Annotated in this window: 19 protein-coding genes and 1 pseudogene; 8 read left to right on the forward strand and 12 right to left on the reverse strand. The window is 71.8% G+C overall.

Annotated features, from left to right (window positions below):
• Both ACIGZJ_RS17005 and ACIGZJ_RS17010 read right to left on the reverse strand, forming a co-directional pair.
• Positions 1-686, reverse strand: a 686-nt coding sequence (locus ACIGZJ_RS17005; protein WP_396457930.1) for an ATP-binding protein, incomplete at its 3' end; no start/stop codon positions are given.
• Between the two features lie 235 nt (positions 687-921).
• Positions 922-2,532 (reverse strand): Mu transposase C-terminal domain-containing protein, encoded by a 1,611-nt coding sequence (locus ACIGZJ_RS17010; protein ID WP_396458177.1) that lies wholly within the window; start codon positions 2,530-2,532, stop codon positions 922-924.
• A gap of 422 nt (positions 2,533-2,954) precedes the next feature.
• Between ACIGZJ_RS17010 and ACIGZJ_RS17015 the strand changes: the two genes are divergently transcribed.
• The 3 genes from ACIGZJ_RS17015 (at position 2,955) to ACIGZJ_RS17025 (ending at position 6,189) form a co-directional block, all read left to right on the forward strand.
• Complete coding sequence (locus tag ACIGZJ_RS17015; protein WP_396457931.1) at positions 2,955-3,671, forward strand: DUF6193 family natural product biosynthesis protein; 717 nt, start codon at positions 2,955-2,957, stop codon at positions 3,669-3,671.
• 153 nt (positions 3,672-3,824) lie between these two features.
• Entirely contained in the window at positions 3,825-4,577 is a 753-nt protein-coding gene (locus tag ACIGZJ_RS17020) for a hypothetical protein (protein WP_396457932.1), read from the forward strand.
• A gap of 823 nt (positions 4,578-5,400) precedes the next feature.
• Positions 5,401-6,189, forward strand: a complete 789-nt coding sequence (locus tag ACIGZJ_RS17025) for a phosphotransferase enzyme family protein (RefSeq protein WP_396457933.1) — start codon at positions 5,401-5,403, stop codon at positions 6,187-6,189.
• A 205-nt stretch (positions 6,190-6,394) separates the two neighbouring features.
• On the opposite strand, the pseudogene ACIGZJ_RS17030 reads toward ACIGZJ_RS17025, so the two are convergent.
• From ACIGZJ_RS17030 to ACIGZJ_RS17050, 5 genes and pseudogenes are all read right to left on the reverse strand, one after another.
• Positions 6,395-6,496: pseudogene (locus ACIGZJ_RS17030) on the reverse strand (IS5/IS1182 family transposase); the annotation flags it as partial.
• 239 nt (positions 6,497-6,735) lie between these two features.
• Positions 6,736-7,590 (reverse strand): IS5 family transposase, encoded by an 855-nt coding sequence (locus ACIGZJ_RS17035; RefSeq protein ID WP_396457934.1) that lies wholly within the window; start codon positions 7,588-7,590, stop codon positions 6,736-6,738.
• A gap of 81 nt (positions 7,591-7,671) precedes the next feature.
• Entirely contained in the window at positions 7,672-8,100 is a 429-nt protein-coding gene (locus tag ACIGZJ_RS17040) for a RacP protein (protein WP_396457935.1), read from the reverse strand.
• A gap of 3 nt (positions 8,101-8,103) precedes the next feature.
• A complete protein-coding gene (locus ACIGZJ_RS17045; RefSeq protein WP_396457936.1) occupies positions 8,104-9,222 on the reverse strand; it encodes a DUF6192 family protein in 1,119 nt (372 codons plus the stop codon).
• Positions 9,223-12,348: 3,126 nt separating this feature from the next.
• Positions 12,349-13,167 (reverse strand): HEAT repeat domain-containing protein, encoded by an 819-nt coding sequence (locus tag ACIGZJ_RS17050; RefSeq protein WP_396457938.1) that lies wholly within the window; start codon positions 13,165-13,167, stop codon positions 12,349-12,351.
• A 248-nt stretch (positions 13,168-13,415) separates the two neighbouring features.
• Between ACIGZJ_RS17050 and ACIGZJ_RS17055 the strand changes: the two genes are divergently transcribed.
• Positions 13,416-13,889 (forward strand): hypothetical protein, encoded by a 474-nt coding sequence (locus tag ACIGZJ_RS17055; RefSeq protein ID WP_396457939.1) that lies wholly within the window; start codon positions 13,416-13,418, stop codon positions 13,887-13,889.
• A gap of 669 nt (positions 13,890-14,558) precedes the next feature.
• Here ACIGZJ_RS17055 and ACIGZJ_RS17060 read toward each other — a convergent pair.
• Positions 14,559-14,957 (reverse strand): hypothetical protein, encoded by a 399-nt coding sequence (locus tag ACIGZJ_RS17060; protein WP_396457940.1) that lies wholly within the window; start codon positions 14,955-14,957, stop codon positions 14,559-14,561.
• A 994-nt stretch (positions 14,958-15,951) separates the two neighbouring features.
• Between ACIGZJ_RS17060 and ACIGZJ_RS17065 the strand changes: the two genes are divergently transcribed.
• The gene (locus ACIGZJ_RS17065; protein ID WP_396457941.1) at positions 15,952-16,482 is read left to right on the forward strand and encodes a hypothetical protein; all 531 of its coding nucleotides are present in this window, start codon (positions 15,952-15,954) and stop codon (positions 16,480-16,482) included.
• Between the two features lie 449 nt (positions 16,483-16,931).
• Positions 16,932-17,123, forward strand: a complete 192-nt coding sequence (locus ACIGZJ_RS17070) for a hypothetical protein (protein WP_396457942.1) — start codon at positions 16,932-16,934, stop codon at positions 17,121-17,123.
• A gap of 937 nt (positions 17,124-18,060) precedes the next feature.
• On the opposite strand, the gene ACIGZJ_RS17075 is transcribed toward ACIGZJ_RS17070, so the two are convergent.
• A complete protein-coding gene (locus ACIGZJ_RS17075) occupies positions 18,061-18,375 on the reverse strand; it encodes a DUF6225 family protein (protein ID WP_396457943.1) in 315 nt (104 codons plus the stop codon).
• A 428-nt stretch (positions 18,376-18,803) separates the two neighbouring features.
• Between ACIGZJ_RS17075 and ACIGZJ_RS17080 the strand changes: the two genes are divergently transcribed.
• Positions 18,804-19,484 carry an HAD family hydrolase gene (locus tag ACIGZJ_RS17080; protein WP_392939588.1) on the forward strand — a complete coding sequence of 227 codons (681 nt, stop codon included), beginning with the start codon at positions 18,804-18,806 and terminating at the stop codon, positions 19,482-19,484.
• A gap of 54 nt (positions 19,485-19,538) precedes the next feature.
• Here the strand turns inward: ACIGZJ_RS17080 and ACIGZJ_RS17085 are convergent, their stop codons facing one another.
• The 3 genes from ACIGZJ_RS17085 to ACIGZJ_RS17095 form a co-directional block, all read right to left on the reverse strand.
• On the reverse strand, positions 19,539-19,781 hold the full coding sequence (locus ACIGZJ_RS17085; protein WP_396457944.1) for a transposase: 243 nt from the start codon (positions 19,779-19,781) through the stop codon (positions 19,539-19,541).
• The gene (locus tag ACIGZJ_RS17090) at positions 19,778-20,341 is read right to left on the reverse strand and encodes a hypothetical protein (protein WP_396457945.1); all 564 of its coding nucleotides are present in this window, start codon (positions 20,339-20,341) and stop codon (positions 19,778-19,780) included. The genes ACIGZJ_RS17085 and ACIGZJ_RS17090 overlap by 4 nt, the downstream gene beginning before the upstream one ends.
• A gap of 264 nt (positions 20,342-20,605) precedes the next feature.
• Positions 20,606-21,403 carry a hypothetical protein gene (locus tag ACIGZJ_RS17095; RefSeq protein ID WP_396457946.1) on the reverse strand — a complete coding sequence of 266 codons (798 nt, stop codon included), beginning with the start codon at positions 21,401-21,403 and terminating at the stop codon, positions 20,606-20,608.
• Positions 21,404-21,522: 119 nt separating this feature from the next.
• Between ACIGZJ_RS17095 and ACIGZJ_RS17100 the strand changes: the two genes are divergently transcribed.
• Positions 21,523-21,651, forward strand: coding sequence for a hypothetical protein (locus tag ACIGZJ_RS17100; RefSeq protein ID WP_396457947.1), 129 nt, complete (start codon positions 21,523-21,525; stop codon positions 21,649-21,651).
• Positions 21,652-21,833: the final 182 nt, after the last annotated feature.

Genomic DNA, 21,833 nt, shown 5'->3' on the forward strand with positions numbered 1-21,833 from the left:
ATGCGGGCCCAGGCGCGGAAGTTGCCGTGGGCGGCCTGCTTGTCGACCAGGGCGATCAGATCGGGGTCGACGCCCTCCCACAGCGGGTGGAAGGCAGGGATCGTCGCGAGGACCTCCGGCAGGGTGAGCGGGACGGCGTGCTGCCAGATGTAGACGCGGGAGGCGAGCATCGGCTCCCGGCGCAGGACCTTCGCGCAGCCGTCGCCGCCGGCGAAGACGACGGCGATGTCGGTTGAGGGGTCGTCCCACAGGTAGCGCCAGTACTCGAAGCACTCGCGGGACATCCACTGGGCCTCGTCGCAGACCAGGACGTGGAAGGTGCGGGCCAGGGCGTCCTTGAGGACGGCGTCGAACTCGATCGGCCGCGCCGGCGGCTCCCCGGGCAGGCCCAGGGCCCGGAACAGTTCGTGGCGGATGTCGCGCGGGGTCGGGCGGGCCCGGAACGCGATCCGGTAGGTGTTGTGCGGCGCGAGCAGGCGCAGCGAGGCGTTCACGGACAGGGACTTGCCGTTGCCCGCGGCGCCGGAGATGCACATCATCGCCCTCGCTTCGAGGGTGGCGGCGATGTTGTCCCGGGCGGTGCGCAGCGCCTCGGTGGCCACGACACGGGCGTCGGCGAGGTTCAGGTAGTGGTCGGTGCGCTCGGGGGGCAGCATGCCGGGACGGACGGCGGGCACGGTGGACACGTGCAAGCTCCTTGGGTGGGTGCGGGGCAAGAAGGGAAGGGGCGGGCAGGGAGCGCGGCCTGCTGGACGGTCCGGTGGACGGGGCTTGGGAGGCCCCGCACGAACCCATGACGGCGCGGGCGCCGGAGCTACCTAGGAGGGCCTTCGCGGCCCGCCTTCCGGTGTTCCATTCGTGCGCCGGTCCGGTCGGTGACGGGGCAGGACAGGTGCGCGCCGGGTTGCTGGTGTTCCTGCTTCAGGACGGCGGCACGGGATCCGCCCGGCCACCGTCTGCGGACCCGGGCCGGGGGCAGGGCTTGGGCCTGGCGGGGGTCCTGGGGCGGGGCAGGACCCAGCCGTCGGGCAGCGGGGCGTGCGGGATCAGGCCGGGCAGGGCCAGGGCCCGCAGGTCCCGGCCGTCGGCCGTCGCCAGTTCCTCCACCGCTTCCGCCGCTGTCAGTGCCTGGAGCGGTTCGGGGGTTCGGGCAGTGGTGACGGCCGCGAACCGCTCGGTGCGCAGTCGTTCGGCGGCGGCCAGCGCCTTCTTCAGCCTTCGCTGCTCTGCCGATCTGGTGCGGCGCACGGCGGCGCGCTGCTCGTCGGTGGCGGCGTCGGACAGGTGGGCGGCACCGAGGTGGGTGCCGGTGACGGCGTCGACGATCTCGACCTCGTGGGCGTGGTGAGGCAGATACCGGACCCGGACCTTGATCCCGTCGTCGGCCAGGCCCTGCATCCAGTCGCCGACGTAGTACCGGCCCCGCCAGTACACGCCGCTGGTGGTGAGCGTGCGGGCTCGGCCGTCGTCCTCCAGCGTGAACGCCCACAGCTGCCCCGGCTTCGGGTCCTCGATCGGCGTGGGGTCCTCCAGCCACGCCTGTACAGGGGTGCGGCCGGCCAGGGCCGGTGAGGTGTGCTCGGTGTTCCACCAGCGCACCCAGTCCAGCAGCAGTCGAACGAACGCGGAGAACGTCAGCGGCGCCGTGTCGTCCTTGGCACGATCACGGCGGCGCAGCGAGGCGGTGGGGGCGTGGGTGTAGCGGGGCAGCGAGGCGAAGAGCATCCGCTCCGCGCACCGGTTGAGGTTCTCCACCGTGCCCTTCAGGTGCGGGGTGTAGGCGGGCAGGTCGTGCACGGGGACGGCGAACGCGCCGAGCGCGGAGGCAACCGTGCGGGAAAGGAAGTCCTTACCGCGGTCGATACGCACCAGCGACGGAAGGCCGCCGACCGGCCCGTAGGGGCCGTCCGGCTCGTCACGGGCGATCGCGGTGCGCAGCGCCGCCAGGATCGCGTCCCGGGACGGGGTGTGCGGAGTGATCGCGACGCCGGTGACGGCGTCGTGGGCGCAGTCGATGAACCAGGTCACCCACGGGCAGACCAGCTCGCCGTTCAGGTCGACCTCGACGGGGACGTGCTTGTGGTCGCCTTCCCAGCAGGCATTGCGCCACTGGCGGGGCCGGCGCAGGTGCACGTCGTGGGCGCGCCGGGCCCGCTCCCCACCGGCCAGGGCCGCGCGCTGGCCCGGGTTCAGGTCCCGGCGGATCGCCCGGTGCAACGACGCCAACGACGGCACCGCATCCAGTGCGGTCGTCTCCTCCTGGTCGCCCGCGGTCGCAGCCGCAACGCGGGCCTCGGCGAGGAGCTCGCGGTGCACGGCGGCTGCGTTCCCGCACCACAGGATGAGCCGGGCGTGCAGCCCGGGGGTGATCGTGAAACGCTCCCGCCCCTTCGTACCGGTCCTTCCTTCGGTACGCGCCGCGGCCAGCCAACGCCAGACGGTGCGCAGCGACACCCCCACGGATTCCGCAACAAGCCGTACGTGACCGGTTGTCAACTCGCCCCTCGTATCCAGGGCCAGCAGTCGGTCCACCGCCTGCTGCCGCGCGAGCGCAACCGGCACCACCCGCCCAGCGCCGGCTGCTCCGTCCTCCTCCCGCATGAACACCGCCCCCACTCCCCCGGCCGCTGTGAGAACCCGTGCCCCTCCGGCGCGGGCGCCTTGTATCCAGGAAGCCGGAGTCTGCGTAGGCGTGACACCGCAATCGGCATTCCGCTGACACCAGGGTGGGTTGTGCGGTACACGCACCGTTCCGAGACAGCAGCGGGCCGTTCCTGCGGGTCGGCGGGAAGCAACTGGACCAAGCCGCTCGGGGTGTGCTCGCCTGCGTCGGTATGGACGGCACGGACCTCTGGCTGCTGGCGGGCAAGGCAAGTGGGTGCTTGATCGGGCTGGTCGCCTCCTGGGCACTCGGCACCCGGGTCGGTAGGGCTGTTCACCGGCAGACTGGGGCCATGACCTCCTCCTCGGCGAACCTTGTCCCCGACCCCGTGCCCCACCTCCGGCCGGAGACCGACGGCAGCCTCGCGGACATTCTGTGCCGCACAGCCGCCCAGCTCGGCCTCTCCCTCCCCATGCCGGAGGACAAGTGGGAGCGTAAGGCGGAGTTCAGCAACGACGGTCGGCGCGTGGTCGTGCTCTTCCTCCGCGATGAGCGTGGCTACTGGGTGCGCTGCCACAAGCAAGGCGCTTGGCTCGCCGCCGGAGTGACCACGGAGCTGATCGCCGTGGTCCGGTGCGCGGCCGCCTGGATGGGCGGCGCGGACCTCGAACAGACCCAGGCGGTCGCCCCGTTCATCCAGTTCGGGAACTGGGCCGTCGCCCACGAGCGCGAGCCGCTCGACCCAGTCGAACTGGCCTGGTGTCACAGGCTCGACTCCCTCCGCCTGTCGCCGTGGGACCGCAGCCCCCGCAGCCTCGCGCTCTTGGAGGCGGCTCATGCCCGACCGGAACTGCGTCGGCTGACGCCGGTCACCAGCCACTTCATGCTCTGGTTCTCCACACGCGCCGATTTCCCGTATGCCCGGGTCGGGTATTCGATCGATCCGCTCCCTGACGGGCGATACGTCGTACGAGACAAGGGGGACGTCGTCATAGACACCGCGAGCCCTGAGGAAGCCGTCGCCCTCGTGGTGTCCGTACTCCCCAAGGACACCGGCCCGGCACACTGACCGGGGCGAGCCGGGGGCCGACCAGGACAGCGGCCCGGGGCAGGACACAGCGGGACGGCCCGGGTGTCCGGACCCGGCCGGCGCCGGACGCCGGTGCAACACAGGCCACCGGGCGGGCCCCAGATGGCCTCTGCAGGTCGATAGGGTGACGGAATGACAGGAGTGCTGGAGTTCGGCGCGCTGCTGGCGCGCCTGATGAGGCATCGAACGCTGGACGCCTCCGTGCTCTCGACAGCAGCCGGTACCGACCTGGAGGAGCTGCAGGCCGTGCTCGACGGACGGCCGCCGACCGGAGGGCTGCTCAGGAGCCTCGGACCGGTGCTCAGCCTGCGCACCGTCGACCTCTTCGTCCTGGCAGGGCAGTCGGTACCCGATGACCTGACACCAGTCACCCGCAATCTGCACTGGTCGGTCAGCCCCGTCGTCTACAACACGATGGTCATGCCCGCCGAGAACCGGCGCCCGCTGCTGGATGCGATCCGGGCACAGCCCCTTGTACGACGGGAGGGACGGGGCGGAACCGGCCGGCCGTACCACCGGTACGATCCGGGCTTCGGCGCGGTGCTCCTGGAACTCACGCACAACCGGAACCTCAACTGGACGTGCACGGCCAAGGCCCTGTACGCGGTGACCGACGGGCGGATCTACCTGGCGACATCCACCATCGGCGGGATCGGCCGCGGCACCGTCGAAGTGACCCCCGAACTGGTCGCCGGCTTCGCGGGCCTGCTCGGCATTCCCGCCCCCGACCTGGCGGCGCTCGGCGGCATCCGTCTCCCGGACGACCTGCCACCGCTCCACCCACGGGCCGCCGACGTGGCCGCCGTCATCTGGGAAGCCCGACGCCTCACCACCGCCCAGCTCAAGGAAGTCCACTCCACGTCCCACCACCTGGCCGGCCACTGACCCGGCCACCCACCCAGGGCTCCGGGAACCACGAGGCCAGCCGCGACCGCGAACAGCCACCGGCACAGCACCGGCGTGCCGCCGAACGTGGACCGGCCGGATCGCTAGGCGCACAGGTCTGTTACCTGCCTTGCAGGGACGAGGCGCCTGCACCGGCCACGTCAGACCGGGGACCGTTGCGCATTCGCGGAGAAACCTCGCGACCCGGGAACCCTGCCAACCCAGCCACACGGGCCGAGCCGGCGATCTGCATAGGGATCTGCATCAGGATGTCACCGGGCAGCGTCTCCGGATGTCACCACGCATCCGCATTCCCGTGACACCCGGCGCCCCCGCTCCCACACGCCGCGGCAGCAGGGAGCCGATGACACCCACCGCTCCCCCAGTGACAACAAACCGCAGATTCGCACCGGGGCACCACGGGGACGGGGCGCAACCGGGGCGCAGCCGGGTTCTGTCCCCGGGGGCGGTCTGCTGGGACTCCCCGGGGGACGGTGCGGTGCCCTGGCGGGCCCCGTGCGGGGCGGGGGGCCGGAGGGATGGGTGGCGGCAGAGGCCGGGTGGCGGCTCGGGCTCGGGGTTCGGCGGCGGGCGGCGGGGCGCTCCGCACGGCGCCGGGCCGATCGCGGGCAACCGGGAGCTCGCCCGGGGCGCGGGGCCGGCTGTCAGTACCTGTGTCTAATCCCTTGGACGACAAGAAACCCAGGGTGAAATCGAACAGGTCCAGTGAAGAGGCTGCCGGTCCGTCTACGAGTGCGGTGCCGTGTGGACGATCGCAGAAACTCGGCTGCCGACGGCGTCCCCGCGTGGCTAACCTTGCTTCGTGGAAGATCGAGAAGTGCTCGTTGGCGGCGTGAATCGAGTCGTCCGGGAAGGCAACCTGGTCCGGCGCCCGGCCAGCCCCTGGAGTGTCACCATCCAACGCCTGCTCGCGCATCTGCGCGAAGCGGGATTCACTGGCGCGCCTCGCCCGTACGGGCTCAGCGACGACGGTGCCGAGGAATTGGTCGAGTACCTTCCTGGAAAGGTAGGGCACGATTTTGCTGCACCCGAGGTGCGGAGCGATGCTTCGCTGGTCGCCGCAGGACGCCTGCTGCGTGACTTCCATGACGCCTCCGCCGGGTTCGCTCGGGAGCGCGGCGATGTCTGGCAGCTTCCCCAACGCGAGCCGGCGGAGGTGATCTGCCACGGTGATGCGGCGACGTACAACACGGTCTTCCGAGAGCAGCTGCCTGTTGCCTTCATCGACTTCGACACGGCCCACCCCGGCCCCCGACTGTGGGACGCCGCCTATACCGCTTATCGCTTCGTCCCGTTGTACGCCCCGGACGAGGTGGAACACACCTTGCCGATTCCGGAGGCAGAGCGCCGCCTTGTCCTGTTCGCCGACTCGTACGGTCTGTCCCAGGAGGAGCGGGCCCAGCTGCCTTCCACGGCGGCGAAGCGGTTGAGAGCGCTTGTCGCTTGGATGCACCAGCATGCTGCTGAGGGTCATCCGGCGTTCAGCCGACACGTGGCGGAGGGCCACGACCGCCGCTACCTGACGGATGCCCAGTGGATCGAGGACAACTTCGCCTCCAGTGCCCCTGATGCCCGGGGCCGGCATTCGTAGTCACGGCATACTGAGCTTGGATCACATCATCGGCCAGACGAGGGTGGCGGCGCGGGCGAATCCCCTGACAAGCGGGGTGGGGCCGTACGAACGTGGACGAGCCGGGCTCCCGGCGGGTCCGGGCCCCGGCCGTCGGGAGAGCTCCGAGAGCGATCAGTCCCGGCTTCGCGGGATGCGGCTGGCTAGCCCTGCGGGACTGCCGTTGTGTGATGCGCCTGGTCATGAGCGTGATTGCGGCCGAGGTGATCAGTGCTTCGGAGTGCTGGATGAGGCGTTCGTAGTCGCGGGCGTGTCGGCGGGCGTGCATGGCCCGGGCGTGAGTATCTGTGGCCCAGATCGAGATCGGCGTGCGGTGGCAGGCGATGGCCGCCACGGACTGGCGCTCGCGGGTGGGCGAGGAGGACGACGGCCCGGACGATGGGCAGGCCTGATTCCGGTCGTGCCCGACCGTGGTGAACGGCCTGACGGGCGTCGGGGGCCGTGTCAGAGGCGGCCGGTTCCTCCGGCCGGTGCGGGGCTGGGTCGGCGGACCGGCCCCGAGAACGATCAGTCCCGCTGGGCTTCGCGGGAGGCCGGCTGACCTGACCTCCGGGACTGCCGCTGGGTGATGCGCCTGGTCATCAGGGTGATCGCGGCCCAGGTGATCAGCGACTCCGAGTGCTGAACGAGCCGTTCGTAGTCGCGGGCGTGTCGGCGGGCATGCATGACCCAGGCGTGCGAGCGTTCGACCACCCAGCGCCGGGGCAGGACGACGAACCCCTTCGCGTCCTTGGGCCGGCTGACCGTTTTGACCGTGAGGTTCAGGTACTTCTTCGCCCAGGTCACGAGCTGGCCGGCGTAGGCGGAGTCTGCCCAGACGATGGTGATCTCCGGGTGCATCAGCCGCAGCCGGAACAGCACTTCCTTTGCCGCGTCGCGGTCGGTGATGTCGGCCGGGGTGACCATGACGAACAGCGGCAGGCCCTTGGTGTCCACGACCAGGTGCCGCTTGCGCCCGTTGATCTTTTTCGCCGCGTCGTAGCCGCGGGAGTCCTTGCCGACGGTCTCGGCGGCCTTCACCGACTGCGAGTCGATGATCGTGGCGACCGCGCCCGGCGCCCGCCCCATCTCCCGGCGGACCCGGGCGCGGAGCTGGTCACGGATCTGCCCGATCACCCCGGCCGCCGCCCAGCGGGCCATGAACCCATAGCAGGTCCGCCAGGGTGGGAAGTCCTTGGGCAGCGCGCGCCACTTGCAGCCGGCGTCCACGACGTAGCGGATGGCGTCCACGATCTCGCGCCGCGGGTGCTTCTCCGGGCGCCCGCCCGTCCTCGTCTCGCAGGCCGGCGTGGGCAGCAACGGCTCGATCAGCGCCCACTCGTCGTCGAAGGTGTCCGAGGGATAGCAGCGGCGGCGCGTCACGGACACCCCTTCCGGGTTCGCAGACAGGCACTCGGCGGGCCCGGCCGCCGCCGGCGGCCGGGCCCGGAGGATCGGTGAGGGTCAGGCCTCGATGTAGTCAGCGATCACGTCGAGCGTGGACTCCACCGAGCTGAGCTGGGTGTTCAGGTGCTTGATCCAGCGGCCCTTGGGCTGCAGGGCGGCGTGCGGGGCGACGACGCCGGTGATGAACCGGCGGATCTCGGTGAGCTTCTCGCGGATCACCGCGACCTCGTAGGCCTGGAGCTCGGCCGGGTCCGAGCAGAACCTGTAGCCGTCCGCCCGACTCCAGATCAGCGGCGGCCAGCCGCGCTCGGCGATGGTGTCGCGCAGGCAGGCCAGCCCGGACCTGACCTGGCTCTTGCTCAGCACCGAGGCCCGGCCCAACTGGTCGAAGGTCAGCCCGGCGGGGCGGGCCTCGAACAGCACCTTGCGGACGGTGTCGGCATGCCGCTCGGCGGCCGCCGACCTGCGCTCGGAGGCGCGTGGCATCGCCTACTCGCCCTGGAGCAGACGGGCCAGCTCCCCGTCCATGTCGACCTTGCCGGTGTCGACCGCGGTCTCGATCCAGTCGAGGGTGGCCCGCACGCGCGCGCAGTTCTCCCGGATCACGGCCTGCTCGTCACTGCCGAGCTGGCGGTCCCGCAGCCCGGGGACCACCCGGCCGGTCGCGGCGACGAACGCGTGGCAGGCGGTGACCAGGTCCAGGAACTCCACCGACCGGTCGATCTGCCGGATCACCGGCGCGAGAGGGCTGGTTTCCTCGAAGTGCTCCCGGGCCTGGCGGCCGCGCTCGACCTGGGCGTGGTTGACCTGGTGGCGGGCGGTGTCGTCGGCCATCGCGCGGGCCGCGACGTCCGGTCGCCGCAGGAGGCCGGTGGTCACCTCCGCGGCGACGTGGTCGTCGCGGGTCAGCTCCTCCACCACCCGCACCTTGTCGGCCGGGGCGACCCGGGCGACCACCTCGGGCCTGCGCAGGAAGGAAGGGGCGACCGCGGCGGCGACCTGGTCGTCGCGGGTCAGCTCCTCGACCACCCGCACCTTGTCCTTCGGCTCGACGTTCGCCATCACCCCGGGCCGCCGCAGCAGGTCGCCGGCCACCTTCGCGGCGACCTCCTCCGACGCGGCCAGGGTGTGGATCGCGCGGACCTTCTCCTCCGGCGAGACCGGACGTTCGACCTGCCGGCCGAGCTTGCGCTTGGCCTCGTCCGGCGTCCACCTGCCGCGGGGCTTCGGCGGGTCGAGGATCACCTCGAACCGCTCCGCCTCGTCCGCGATGCTCGCCAGGATCTCGTGGACCGTGAAGGAGACCCCGCTCTGCCGGCGCTCCTGCGGCCACCGAGACGCGGTCCACCTCGCGCGCTTGACCAGCGAGTACGTCAGTCCGAGGTCATCGGCCACCCTGGCCAGCGACGCCTTAACGGTGAACAGCTCGTCCGCCGGCTCCGAACCGCCCGGCTCGCGCATCGGCTCGATCTCCAGCGCGTAGTCGCCGAGCGTGAACTGGATCTGCCGGGACGTCTCCACGAGCTTCCGCAGCTCGATGATGATCTCTTCGTAGCGGCCGGCGCTGACGCTGCCGACCTTGTCGAACTTCTCGGTTGCCTGAGCCATGTGGATCACACCACCAACTCGCGGGCCGGGCACAGCTGTTGGCCGCGTCTGGACCGGCCTGCCTCCGCGAGGAGAGTCCTGCCGCCGATGAGCCGATCACAACAACAAGCCTGCGGATGAACGGATTTGACCGATTGGAGGCGCACTCGCCGTTCGCTCAACGGTCACGGTGACCGTTCGCCGAACGATTCCCTCCGAGCCCGCCAGGCCCTCATCACGCACCGCCGCGAGCAGTACCGGGCGTTCGAACGCCGATCCACCCCGGCCACCCACCACGCGTCGCACTCCGGGCACTCCACCCGGCCGGCCCCGCTCAGTTCGGCCGCCACCCGCTTCCGCAGCCGCTGGCCCACCCGCCACTGCCTGGAACGACACACCGCCGAGCAGTACAGCGTGCCCGGCGGTGCCTCCGGCCTCAGCCGTACGCCACAGCCCTCGCACCACCGCTCGCCAACCGGCCCGCTGTCCTCGGACACCAGCCCAGGCTAGAGCTCCAAGCTACCCGAAACGGGGGTTCAGACACAGGTACTCAGGACACCGTGCACACGGTGCACCGCATCGGGGCCCGCCCGGCCCCGGCCCCGCACAAGAACGACCGCTCCCGCCGCCCCACCCTGCGCCATCCGCCCCCTGATCCACCCCCGGCAACCGGCACCGACGGCCCCCGCCCGGGGCGCAGCGGGCGGAACAGGGCGGCTTCCGATCACGGGCACAGCGGTCGGCGGGGCGAGGACGGTACAGGGATGCAAGAGCTGTCACGAACTCCCGCCCCCGGCGCGGGGCGCAGCAGGCGGGGCAGGCGGGGCAGGCACCACGCTCCCAGGGGAGGGGCGGGGGCGGGGCGCAGCCTGACACCGCTGCCTCGCCCCTGGCGGGGGCGGGGTATCGGCCTGCGGCCCCGGCACAGCGGGGGCTGGTGGCCTGCGGCCGGCACGGCGGGGGCTGGTGGCCCCGTGGAGGCAGTGGGCGGTGGCCTGACGGCCCGGCCCGGCCTGGGGGCGGGGGTGGGGGCGGCCGGTGCCCCGGGAGGGCAGGGAGGGCGGGGCGGGCGGGCGGTGCCCGGCGGGCCCCGTGCGGGGCAGCAGACCCGGGAAGGCGGCGCCCTGACGGGGCCGTGCGGGAAGGACAGCCGCAGGGGCGACAGGAGAGGCGCTGCGGCCTGGCCGAGCGCTGGGCGGGGCTGCGGGCGGATCCTGATCGGGGCGCAGCAGCAGGCTTCTGGGAGCGGCGGCGAACGGCCGTAACGTTACGTTACGCACTATCTCGCTGCACCGATCTACCACCGCAGCACTCCCCCGGACGGCCGACACCACACCTCTCGGACACCGGGCGGGGATTCGCCCGGCCCGGGAACACCCCCCATCGATGCCAGCCACCCCTGCCCGCGGCCGCGGAACAGCCATGTCCACACACGCTGCGCCCCCGGCCCTGCCCTGCGCAAGCCCCGCCACCCCGCCACCCCGCCGCCCCGCGGAATCCACACCCTGATCCGCACCCGGGGACCGGCGCCGGCCAACAGCCCCCGGTCCGGGGCGCAGCGGCCGGACCGGGCGGGGAAGGCCGGCGGGACGGGGCCGAGGCGGTACCCGGATACAAGAGCCGTCACGGACTCAGGGCCTGCCCTGCGGGGCGGGGCGCAGCCGGACACCCCCGCCCTGCCCTGACGGGGGGCCTGGCGGCCGCGGGTGGGGGTGCCGGGCCTGCGGCCGGCACAGCGGGGGCGGGGGTACCGGGCCTGGCGGCCCGGCGGAGGCGGGCGCGGGCACCGCCGACGGGCCAGCGGACCCGGCAGGACCGGCAGGACCGGCGGGCGAGCAGGCCGGTGGGCGAGCAGGCCGAGCCGGGCGCAGCACGCGGACCGGGCACGCCACCGTGAAAAGGGGGGAAGGTGCCTGGCGCGGGGCGGGGCGGGGCGGGGCGCAGCAGGGCTGCGATCCGGCAGCGGAGGCCCACGGCCCGGCTGGCCGGAGAGCGGGGCGGGGCGCAGCACGGGCGGGGCGCAGCACGGGCGGGGCGCAGCACGGGCACCACCACCTCCTGGTCCTGCGGCTCCTCCTAGTCCTCCAGCACGGGCGGCCTGGCGGCCGCGGTGGGGGTGGCGGCCTGCGGCCGCCACGGCGGGTGGCCGGGGAGCAGCGGGCCTACGGCCCCGCCGGGGCGGGTGGCGGGTGGCGGGCGCGGGGTGCGGGGCAGGGGGAGGGGCAGGGGGAGGGCGCGGGGTGCGGGGCAGGGCGCGGTGGCCTGCGGGCCCCTGGCGAGGGCGCAGCGGGCGCTGGGCGGTCCCTCGGGCGGCCTGCGGCCTCCAGGGAGGGGGCGGAGCCGGACGGCGTCCTGGCGGGCTCCGCAGCGGGCCGGGAGCGGCAGCAGGGGGAGGGGCTGGCAGCTGCGGCCGGGGCGCGGCGCAGGGCCCGGGAGCAGCGGGCGGCCGGTGCCGGAGGGTGGGCGAGGGAGCCGGAGGCGGGTGCCGGCGGTGCCCGGCGGGCAGGGGGCCGGCCCCGGCATCGGCCGCGACGGCGGCGGGCGCCGGGGGGCCGTGGCCGTCGCCCGCCGGGCACCGCCGGCACCCGCGTCGGCCCGGCTCCCGGCGCGGCCGGGGCCGGCCCCTGACGGGGCGCAGCGGCCACGGCGCCCGTTCCCGAGAGCACGGCGGGCCGCCACGGCGCCCGTTCCCGAGGGTGCGGCGGCGGCCACCACAGCGCGGCGACAGCACCGGGCGGGTACGGCACAGGCTGCGGCAGGGCGCTGCCCCCCGGGCCGGGTCGGCGGGCCGCCGCCGGGCCCGCACCAACGCCGCTCCGGTGAACCGCACCGGCAGCAGTCCGACCTGCGGCGCAGCAGCGACGCGAGAGGGACCGGCACTCCCCCAGGGGTGAGGCAGGGCAGAGATGCAAGAGCTGTCAGAAACTCCACCCCCGGCCCCGAAAGAGGCAGCACGCGGGCAGCACCACACCCTCGGCGGGCGGTGTGATGTTCGGGTGTGGTGTCAGCGGGATGCGGCTTCGCGTCAACGACTGTCTAGGGGGAAGAGCGGCAGGTGGGGCTATGTAGCCGGGCTGGAATGCTGACGTTGGCCCGCACGGCTCGCTGACGTGTGGCCGCATCCATCGGTGACCTTCCGTCCGCACCTCACAGTGCCGCACGGGCCTCCCGGGCCTCCCCCACCGCCTCCCGGACGTCCGGGTGCGGGTCGTCGGCGAGCCGGTCCAGCAGTCGGTCGACCCCGGGGGTGGACCAGCCGGCGACCGTCCGCACCAGGATCTCCCGGACGACGGGGTCGGGGTGGGCGGCGAGGCGGGCGAGTTCGTCGACCGGGCCCCGCCGGCGCCCGGGCATCCAGAACCAGTTCAGGGCCTCCCGCACCGCGGCCGGGTCGCCCGGGTCCCCGGCGGCCGCGATCCTGGCGAGCAGCACCCGGGTCGGCGGCGCCGGGCCGTCCAGCGGGTGCGGAAGCCGCTCGCGCAGCCGCCGCGAGCCGTACTCGCCGCGCACCCGGCACCCGAAGCAGGTGCAGGGGCGGGTGCCGTGCGCGTCCGGGTGGTACCGCCAGCCCACCACCTGCGGCGCGGCGCGGATCCGGTGCACCTCCCTCGCGTGGAGCGCCCGGGGCACGAACACCTCCCACCCGCGCGGGTCGTCCAGCGCCGCGATCCGCCGCACCGCCTCCGCCGCCGTGACGGTCCGCTGACCGTGCCGCCTCCGCTCCCCGTACGGCCCGAGAAGCACCGCCTGCGCGTCGTCCAGCCGGACGTGGACGGCCACCGTCCCTCCCCGGCTGTCGAACCGGCCCAGCTCCCGCATCCACTGGTGGGTGAGCATGTACGACGGCAGCACCGGGAAGCAGTACACCCCCCGCGCGCCGTCCTGGCCGTGACTCACCGCCCGGATCCCGGCCCGCCGGATCCGCGCTGCGTTCGCCGTGGACGTCAGGTGCACGAACATCGCCATGCGTCGGGATGCTAAGGGCTCGGCTCCGGTTCAGCCACTCGGATTCCGTGTGTGATGTTCGGGTGTGGTGTCAGCGGGATACGGCTTCGCGTCAACGACTGTCTAGGGGGAAGAGCGGCAGGCGGGACGGACGAATCCGACGACCAGTACACGGGCGAACCCCTGACCAGGAGGTCGAGGAACCGCGCGGCGCAGCGAGGCAGAAGGGCTCCCTTGACGCCCCGTCAGCAACCCACTGCACTCACCCCATGCCCAGACACACCACAGCGGCCGGCGCCGCACTTCTCCTGACCGTCCTCCTCACCACCAGCTGCTCCAGCGGCTCCACCCCCGACAGCAGCGCCGCACCAGGCGGCAGCTCCCCCTGCACCAGCGCCACCGACGCACAGATACGCGACGATCTCAACGGAATAGGCAGCAGCCGCCAAGACGGATCATCCACCATGGACGTCGAATTCAGCATCGAAAACCACACCACCGCTCCCTGCGACTACACATTCACGTTCACCTACACCGGCGAAGACGGAAAACAGCACACCATCGACTCCACGAAAAGCCCCGAAGGAAAAGACGCCTGGAAAAACCTGGCCCCGGGAGAACAGCGCGCCGTCGAGTACACCGGTTTAGCAGCCAAAAACGAGAAAGAAGACTGGGAAGACCAGGCCGGAAAAGCCAGCACCGCACACCTGAAAACCTTCACCCGCAAACCCCACACCGGCTGACAACCCGAGACGCAGGGAAGCGCGATCCGGACGCGCTCCGGGAGTCACCGGCGTCTGCAGCTATGTGCAGCCGGGCGCCGGACAGTCCCGGCGAGCGGTCCGGCGACCGAATCCCGGCCAGTGCAGGCAGTGAACATACGGGCCGTTCCGAAATTCGTACGACAGGCGGGCCGCCAGGGGAAATGCGCAGGCCCAGCGCGGGGCGAGGAGCGCCCCGCGCTGGGCCACGGCCAAGGGCGCCGGCCCCCAGGGCGGCCCTGGGAACGGACCGGCGGCGGGCAGGCACGGCAGCGGGCACCGGAGCGGGGACGGCGGCCAGGAACAGCAGCAGGGTGGGGCCCGGCCGGACACCACCACCTCCTGGTCCTCCAGCCCCTCCTGGCTAGCGGGCGGCCCGGGGGCCGCGAAGGAGGAGCCGGCCTGGCCGCTGGGCAGGGGGCCGGCGGCGGGCCCGGATGCCAGCGGCACCGGGACGGTGGTGGCGGGCAGGCGCAGCGGCGGGCCCGCACCGGGCGGCGGCCCGGCAGGCCGGCAGCGGCCGCAGGCGGGCGGCGGCTGTCCGCTGCCACATGATCTTGACCGTTTGCCAAGCGATCTTGACCGCCAAGCCCAGAGTGCCCGCCCTCGGAGCGGGGGTGGAACGAGCAGGAGCCGCTGCGGGATGCGAGCTCAGCAGTACGTCTCGATGAAGAGGAGGACGCGGCCGTCGTCCGCAGTGAATTCGTACGCCTCATGGACCGGCAGGTCTGCGGCGCCGAACCGGGCACGCGCTTCAACCCAGGCGGTCGGGCGCTCGACTACCGCAAGGAAGCGGGGAAGCCACCGCCCGGCCTGGTCGTCGTAGTAGGTGCCCATCGACATCATGTCGGCGTCGACTGCGAGCCGCTTGGCCCGGCGAGGGTCCAGCGGCCCGCGGGCGAGCCGCCAGTAGCAGCCGCCGGCGTCAGTGAAGCCACCGGCCGTCACGGGCGGGTGGACATGCGAGCCGCCTGACTCCTCCGCCACCGGTGACGGCATGGCTGCCACAACCTCGGCGAAGGTCGCGGCGCGCTTCTGCTTCTTCGACACCCGCCCAGGATGCCAGAACCGCTCCCGTCGACCATCCGTCAAGATCACCTGGCAAACGGTCAAGATCACGTGTCAGAGGACAGCGGCCCGCCGCGAGGGGGTGCCGGCCTGGCGGCCCGGCAGGGGGTGGCCGGAGACCGGGGCCCGGCAGCCAGGCAGAGGGCAGGCGGCCGGACGCAGGCGCCAGCTCCTGGCCGCTGGGCACCTGCCCCCGAGATCGCCCTGACGGGCCGGCAGTCGCTGCACCGGGACGGCCCCCGGTGGGCGGTGGGTGCCGGGGCCTGGCGGCCCGGCCGGGCGGGTGCGGGCCCGGTGGGCGAGGGACGGACGCGGTGGGCACAGGAGCGCTGACGGGCCGGTGACGGCGGCCTGACGGCCCCCCGCGAGCAGGGACACCCCCCGGCACCCGGCAGGACGGCCCCGACGCCGCCGCCGGGCGGCGGGAAGCAACAGGACGACGACCCGGGCAAGGCGGGAGCAACAACCGACCGGACGCAGCACCGTCCTCTTCTGGAAGCCGGCGGCCCGGCGGCCGCCACGGCGGGTGGCCAGGCAAGGGGGCCGGCGGCACCGGGGCGGGTGGCGGCGGCCGGCCCGGGGGCGCGGGGCAGCGACGTCCTGGCGGCGGGCAGGCGGGGACCGTCCCGGGAACGGCGGCCAGGAGCAGCCGCCCGACGCCGGCACCGCGCAGCAGCAGCGCGGTGGCTGCGGCCCCGGGGACGGGACCGCCAGGGGGCAGGGCGGCGGTGGCCGGCGGCCGGCAGCCCCCGCCCCGGCCAGGGCACAGCCGGACGACGGCCGGGGCGCAGCCGGAGGCGACACCGGGCGGGCCGGGACGGCGGCTGAGGGCTGTCCCGTACCTGACCTCCGAGATGGCTGCTTGGGTTCTGCCAACAGTCGGCCGCCAGGACGATCCAGAGGTGGCTCTCGCGGGGGATCGTGGTCGTGCGTGTGGCCGACGCACTGTCGTTGGCGTTCGGGCGACGGTGGGGTCATGCCGATCACACGTCTCGCCCTTCCGCTCGGCGACACCGAACGCCCCGTCCCCGTGTGGGCCCTGAGGCTGGCCAAGGCCCTCCCGTTCATCGTGCTGCCGCACTGCCTGTGGCGGCTCCCGTTCGCCGTCAACTTCACGATGGGACAGGTCGACCCGCACGCGCCGGCCTACATCTGGTGGGCCACGCCTTACGTGGTGGGCCTGAGCGTGCTCACCGAGGCGCTGGCGCTGCTCACCACCGGCCTGGTGAGCGGATGGGGCGAGGTGGTGCCGCGCTGGGTGCCGTTCCTCGGCGGCCGGCGGGTGGCGCCGCTCGCCGCGGTGATCCCGGCGACCGTGGGCGGCTTGGCCCTGGTGGCGATGTTCGACCTCTACCCACTCGCCTGGGCGGGCATCTTGCCCGAGGTGGGGTTCAGCAACGGATGGTGGATGCTCCTGGCCCGGGTGTGTATCACACCCGCGATGCTGTGGGGACCGATCGTGCTGGCCCTGGCCTGGGCCTACCACCGGCGCCGCCGACCTGCCTGATGGCTTCGTCGGCCCAGACCATCCGAGCCCGGATGACCGACCAACCACCCCGGCGGCCGGAGCCACCGGCCTGAACGGCGGCACAGCCGGCGCAGCCACAAGCCCGCACCCGGACAACCGCCGCGGCCCCCCTCCCAGCACCCTGTCGCACCCACCTGTCGCGCCACCACCACACACAGGAAAAACCAGGCATCGCCGGCCACTGCGGCGACAGCCTCCACGGCGGCCTGACGGCCACCCAGACCACACCCACCACCCAGGCACCGGCAGCCCCGGCACCCAACAGACCCGCCCAGCCCGAAAGAGGGCCCGGCCCGACCGGCAACGCGACAGACAAGGGGGGCGCAGTGGGCGTCCGCCCCGAACGGCAGGCACGGCAAGCAGACCGGCGAGCGGGCCGCAGCGGCGGCTCCAGCACTACAGATGATCTTGTCGGCTACGTTTCGTCCGTGACGAATCAGCAGCAGGGCGACATCCACGACATCCGTGAGTGCGGTTGGTGTGGGGAGGAGATGACCTACCCGCCGCGGCGCTGCGAGGACAGCCGGGAGTTGTGCGCCGCGTGCGGCGCGTGCTTGTGCGATGACGAGGAGGGCGACGAGGTCTGCCGGAAGTACCGCGACCAGTCGCGCCGGTGCTGACGACGGCGCGCTCCTGGTGGTGCCCGTCGTCCTGGTACTCGTGGCTGGCGGGGTCGTCGGCCGGAGGTCACGGCGGTACGTGATCCCAACGACGTGCGGTACATGAGTCCGCGGCCGTCGGCGAACCAGCCCTGGCTCGATCCGAGCGGCCAGGAGCCGACCAGGAGCGAAGCCGCGGTGCCGGGTGCCGACACTTCTCGACGAAGACCCGGCCATCGCCCCCTGGCCTCGGCCACCCCGGCCCGAGCAGCCACCCGGACCGGCCCAGGGAACAGCAGGCCAGAGCGGAACGCACCCCGCAACCCCACCCCGGACGGCGGCACAGCACCCAGCCCGGCCCCCCGGTCAGCAGGCCCACCACCCCAGCCGCAGGCACCGCGACGAGGACACAGCACCACGCCCCGCCAAACCGAACACCAACCCCCGCCACCACCCCACACCCCGCCATTTCCCACCCGAACTCACACCACCACCGAAAGCCAACCCACAAGAACAGCGACACGGAATTCTCGCCCAAATTCCCGGCGAATACCGCTGGCGGAATTACCGGGCGGAATTCACAGGGCGATCAGAGACAGCATTCCGACGGGACGCCAAATCCCCCGGAGACCCCGAACCACCCCCGGACCGCCGCCACCCTCCCCAGGACCGCCGCCACCCGCCGCCCGGCAACACCAACACCCACAGCCACCAAAACCAGCACCCGCCGAACCCCGCAACCCGACACCCCACCAGGACCCGCAACCCCCGAAAATTGGTCTAACAACAGGCCATCGAAGACGGAAAACCCAGCCAGGTCACACGGCACACCCGACGACCGCAAGAGTTCCGTGACCGATAGCCGGTAACGGAACCACCCAGCACAGCCCGGCCCGGGCCACCTCACACGGCACCGGCCAGGGCGGCGGCGGGCACCACGGGCCCGCCGTCCGTCCTGTCAGCACCGCCGGCGCCGCTGCGGCAGCCGCTCACCCTCGCGCAGCTCCCACACCCCGGTGGGCCGGTCGACCACAATGGTGAGGTGGTCCTGGATCCGCTCACCGCCCTCGCCGCCCCACCGGGTGACCAGGTGTTCGGTGCCGGTAATGACCCACTCATCGTCAAAGGTCCCACCGAGCGCGGCCGGACGGCCGTCCCCCGGGAGCGCGAGAGCGATCGGCATGCCGTCCGGCAGGCCGGCCAAGGCCTCGCGCAGCCGGCCGACGGTCCACGCGTCGACGGTGTGGTGGTACGGCGCCGCCCGCTCGGTCACTGATCAAACTCCTTCTACACGGTGAGGCCCCAGCCCGGCGAACCGGCCGCTGCCGAACCCGCCGAAACAGAGGCCAGAGGCACCCAGGCCACGGCCGACACCGCCGCCCGCGCCGTCAGCCGGCCCCAGCCCGCACACGACCACCAGGCCGCCCACCGCGCAGGCCCCCGAGCAGAGCCCGGCCGGGCAGACTACCGACCACGCACCCAGACCAGGCCGACGGGCGGGCAGGAACAGCCGCGGGCGGGCAGACGGCCGACCGGGCGAAGGCCGGGCCGGCAGGAGCTGCGTCACCAGCTGATGGTTACGAAACCACCCGGCTACTGAAGTTGAATTCGTGATGTCGGTCTGACCGGGGCGGGCATTGCTACTGGCGTCCGACTCGAAGGGGGGTCGACCAGTGGGCGTCCGTCCACCAGACTGGACGGGTGACGACACCGCCGGCCTCTTCCGAGCGTCTCCGCGCTGTTCTCTTCGACTCGGGCGGCGTGCTGATGCAGCCGATCGGCGGGCGTTGGAACCCGCGAGCGGACTTCGAGCAGACCGTCCTCGCCCACGCCCCTTCGATCACACCGGAAGAGTTCGCGGCGGCTGTCACCGTGGGAGACCACTTCTTCGCCGCCTCGTCATCAACGCCCGACTATGACGACTACCACCGGGTGATGCTCCACCACCTCGGCGTGGACCCGACCCCGGACCTGCTCGCCGATCTGTGCCGCGAAGTCCCCTCCCCCGTGTTCCTGGAGACCTATCCAGACGTCGAGGAGACCCTGCAGGAGCTGAGCCGACGGAAGGTCCGGATGGCCGTGGTGTCGGATGCCTGGCCCAATCTGCCCGTCCTCCACGCCGGACTCGGGATCGACCGGTTCTTCGAGGCGTATGCAATCTCCGCCCTCCTCGGCTGCACCAAGCCGGATCCGCGCATGTACCACCACGCCAGCGACGCCCTGGAGCTCGCACCTGCAGAGTGCCTGTTCATCGACGACGATCCGGACCTGGTCGACGCCGCGATCCGGCTCGGCTATGCGGGACGTGCGCTGCGCCGAGACGCGTCCGCCTCCAACGTGCCGTCCATCACCTCTCTGACGGAACTCCTAGCCCTCTTCTGATGCAGCCGGCACGGTCATGTAGCGCCGACAGCGCCACCACGAACATCATCACTGTCAGTCGTCTATATCCAGACCGGACTGGGCGAGGCAGCCGTCGATCAGGTGCGGGCGGTACTGGATCTTCTTGAGGCGGGTTCGGACGGTCTTGGCCAGGTGGTCGATGTTGGCGGCCGCGAGGTTGCCGATGCCGCGTTTGACCAGGGCCCAGATGCCCTCCTGCGGGTTGAGGTCGGGAGCGTAGGAAGGGAGCTGAAAGACGGTGAGCCAGTCCTCGTTCGCGGCGATGAACTCCCTCATCGGCGGCAGTGAACGGCGGGAACGGGTCGCCGGGCTCGGGAAACAGCGCGATAGGGGTGGCGTCGGTCACGGTGGGGCTCCTGTTCAGCGCGGTCGGCGATGTCCTGGCGGTGGCGGGCAGCCGCCTGGCCGCGGCGCAGGCCGAGGTCGTGGTCCGGGTCGTAGGTCCCGCCGGTGGTGGCGACCTCTGCGCGGATGCGCTGCCACTCCTGGTAGGCGAGCGCTGCGCGGGCGAGGGCGCTCTCGTCACCGGCGTCGGCGTACCGGCCGGCGGCGCGCAGATCGGTGTGGGCGCCGGCGACGGCCTGGCCGATGACGTCGAGCATCTCGGCGGCGGACGGATCGTTGGGTCCCCTGTGCCAGGCATCGACCATGTCGTCCCAAGCCCCGCGGACGTTGATCGCCCGGTGGGAGATGTCGCGCCGGCGGGACTCCTGGACGCCGGCCTGGTCGACGGGGTAGATCTCCACTCGGGTCCCGGCGCCGTTGTTGTTCAGCCAGCGCTTGAGGTCGGTGACGACGTTGTGCCGGCGCTGGACCCAGTAGGCGGCGTCCGGCATGTCGCGGTTGGCGTTGTTCGGCTTCTGCTTCCCGGCCGACGGGGGCCGTGGACGGCCTACCTCGCCCGGGTGTGGAAGGGTCGGCCAGCATGCGTGCGGGCGGCCAGGTCTCATGGCCTGCGGCACCGGCAGGGCGTAAAGCCTCATCAAAACAGGGTTGGAAACTATAAGGGCGGGCGGCCCGATGGGTGTGAGCATCAGGGCTACTGTTCCTGAACCTGACGCTCCAGCTGATCCGCGCGCGGTCTCGCAGCCTTTACTGCATTACGACCAAATACATCGAGAATACGTCGCTTCAGGAGCGATGACGGGATTAAACTTCTGAATAGAGATCCTCCAGACACTGGGGCCAATCGCATCATAGATGACATATACACCATTTGCCAGACCTAGATAGAATAGATTCTTTCCTTCAAGGCTAGCCATAATGCCGGGCTCCGTACCCGGACCCGCAGTAACCTTCTGCGCCCGAATATCAAGAATAGTTAGCGAGCACCACCTATATGGAGAAACCGATGCATTTTCGTATTGCACACTGAGGAGGTCATCCTGGAGGTTGAAATTGAGAAAAAGATTAGCGAAGAGTACCGCATAAAGCCCCACATAGGTTACTACAATCGCAGCGGCATGCCGCAAGAAGAACCGCCCGTACGCCAGGCGGGCCCTCCTAGTCCACCGTGGCTTGCCACGACTTCCACGGCCCACGGACCCGCTTCTTGCGTATCTTTTTCTGCGCCACCGAGCTCCCAATTTGCCAATTCCGTGCGCAAGCTTATTAAGCCCCCGCATCATCAGCACAAGGAAGATGGAAAACAGAAGCAGCAATACGACAAATCCGTAAGAATGTGCCAGCGTCTCCGTGTAGCCGATGCCGACGTCCGCCGGAGAAACTCCGAGTTCACTGTAAAATTTCTCGTACAGTACAGAAAGAATGACGAATACAATCAGGCCAGTGACGGTCAGAATTCCAGTTAGATTGGCCAAGATCGGCTGAATGGCCGATGAGGATTTCTTCTGCCTTCTGCCATCCGTGGAACGATTCGCGCTATATCGGGGGATCACACTCTCATGGTCTACTTACTTAACTTGCCACGCACGAGGCTAGGCCAAGACATAAAAATCTTGCGTGCGAATTCACTCCTTCGGAGCAAGGCGCCGGCGGCCTGGTCGACGGCTACATCATGCAGAGCCTGGACGGCCGCTCTCGCACCGCCGTCTACACCTGGGTGCAGACCGGCGACCCCGCAGCGGTGCACCGCCACCTCCAGGAGCTCTCCGCCGAGATCTACCCCCAGGGAAGAACCCGGTAGGGCCAGACAGGATCCGCGGCCGGCTTGCGTCATGACGTCATGACGCCGGGAGCACACCGAGGCCCTCCGCACGGCGGGCCCAGCAGGCCACCAGAGCCGTCCCAAGCCACCTGACGGCAAGGCCCCGGCCCGGGGACCCGCCAGGCCGCCAGGCCGCCACAGCAGCGCCGCAGGCCCGCACC

Origin of the sequence: Kitasatospora sp. NPDC052868 (assembly GCF_044547105.1) — a bacterium.
Classification (GTDB): domain Bacteria; phylum Actinomycetota; class Actinomycetes; order Streptomycetales; family Streptomycetaceae; genus Kitasatospora.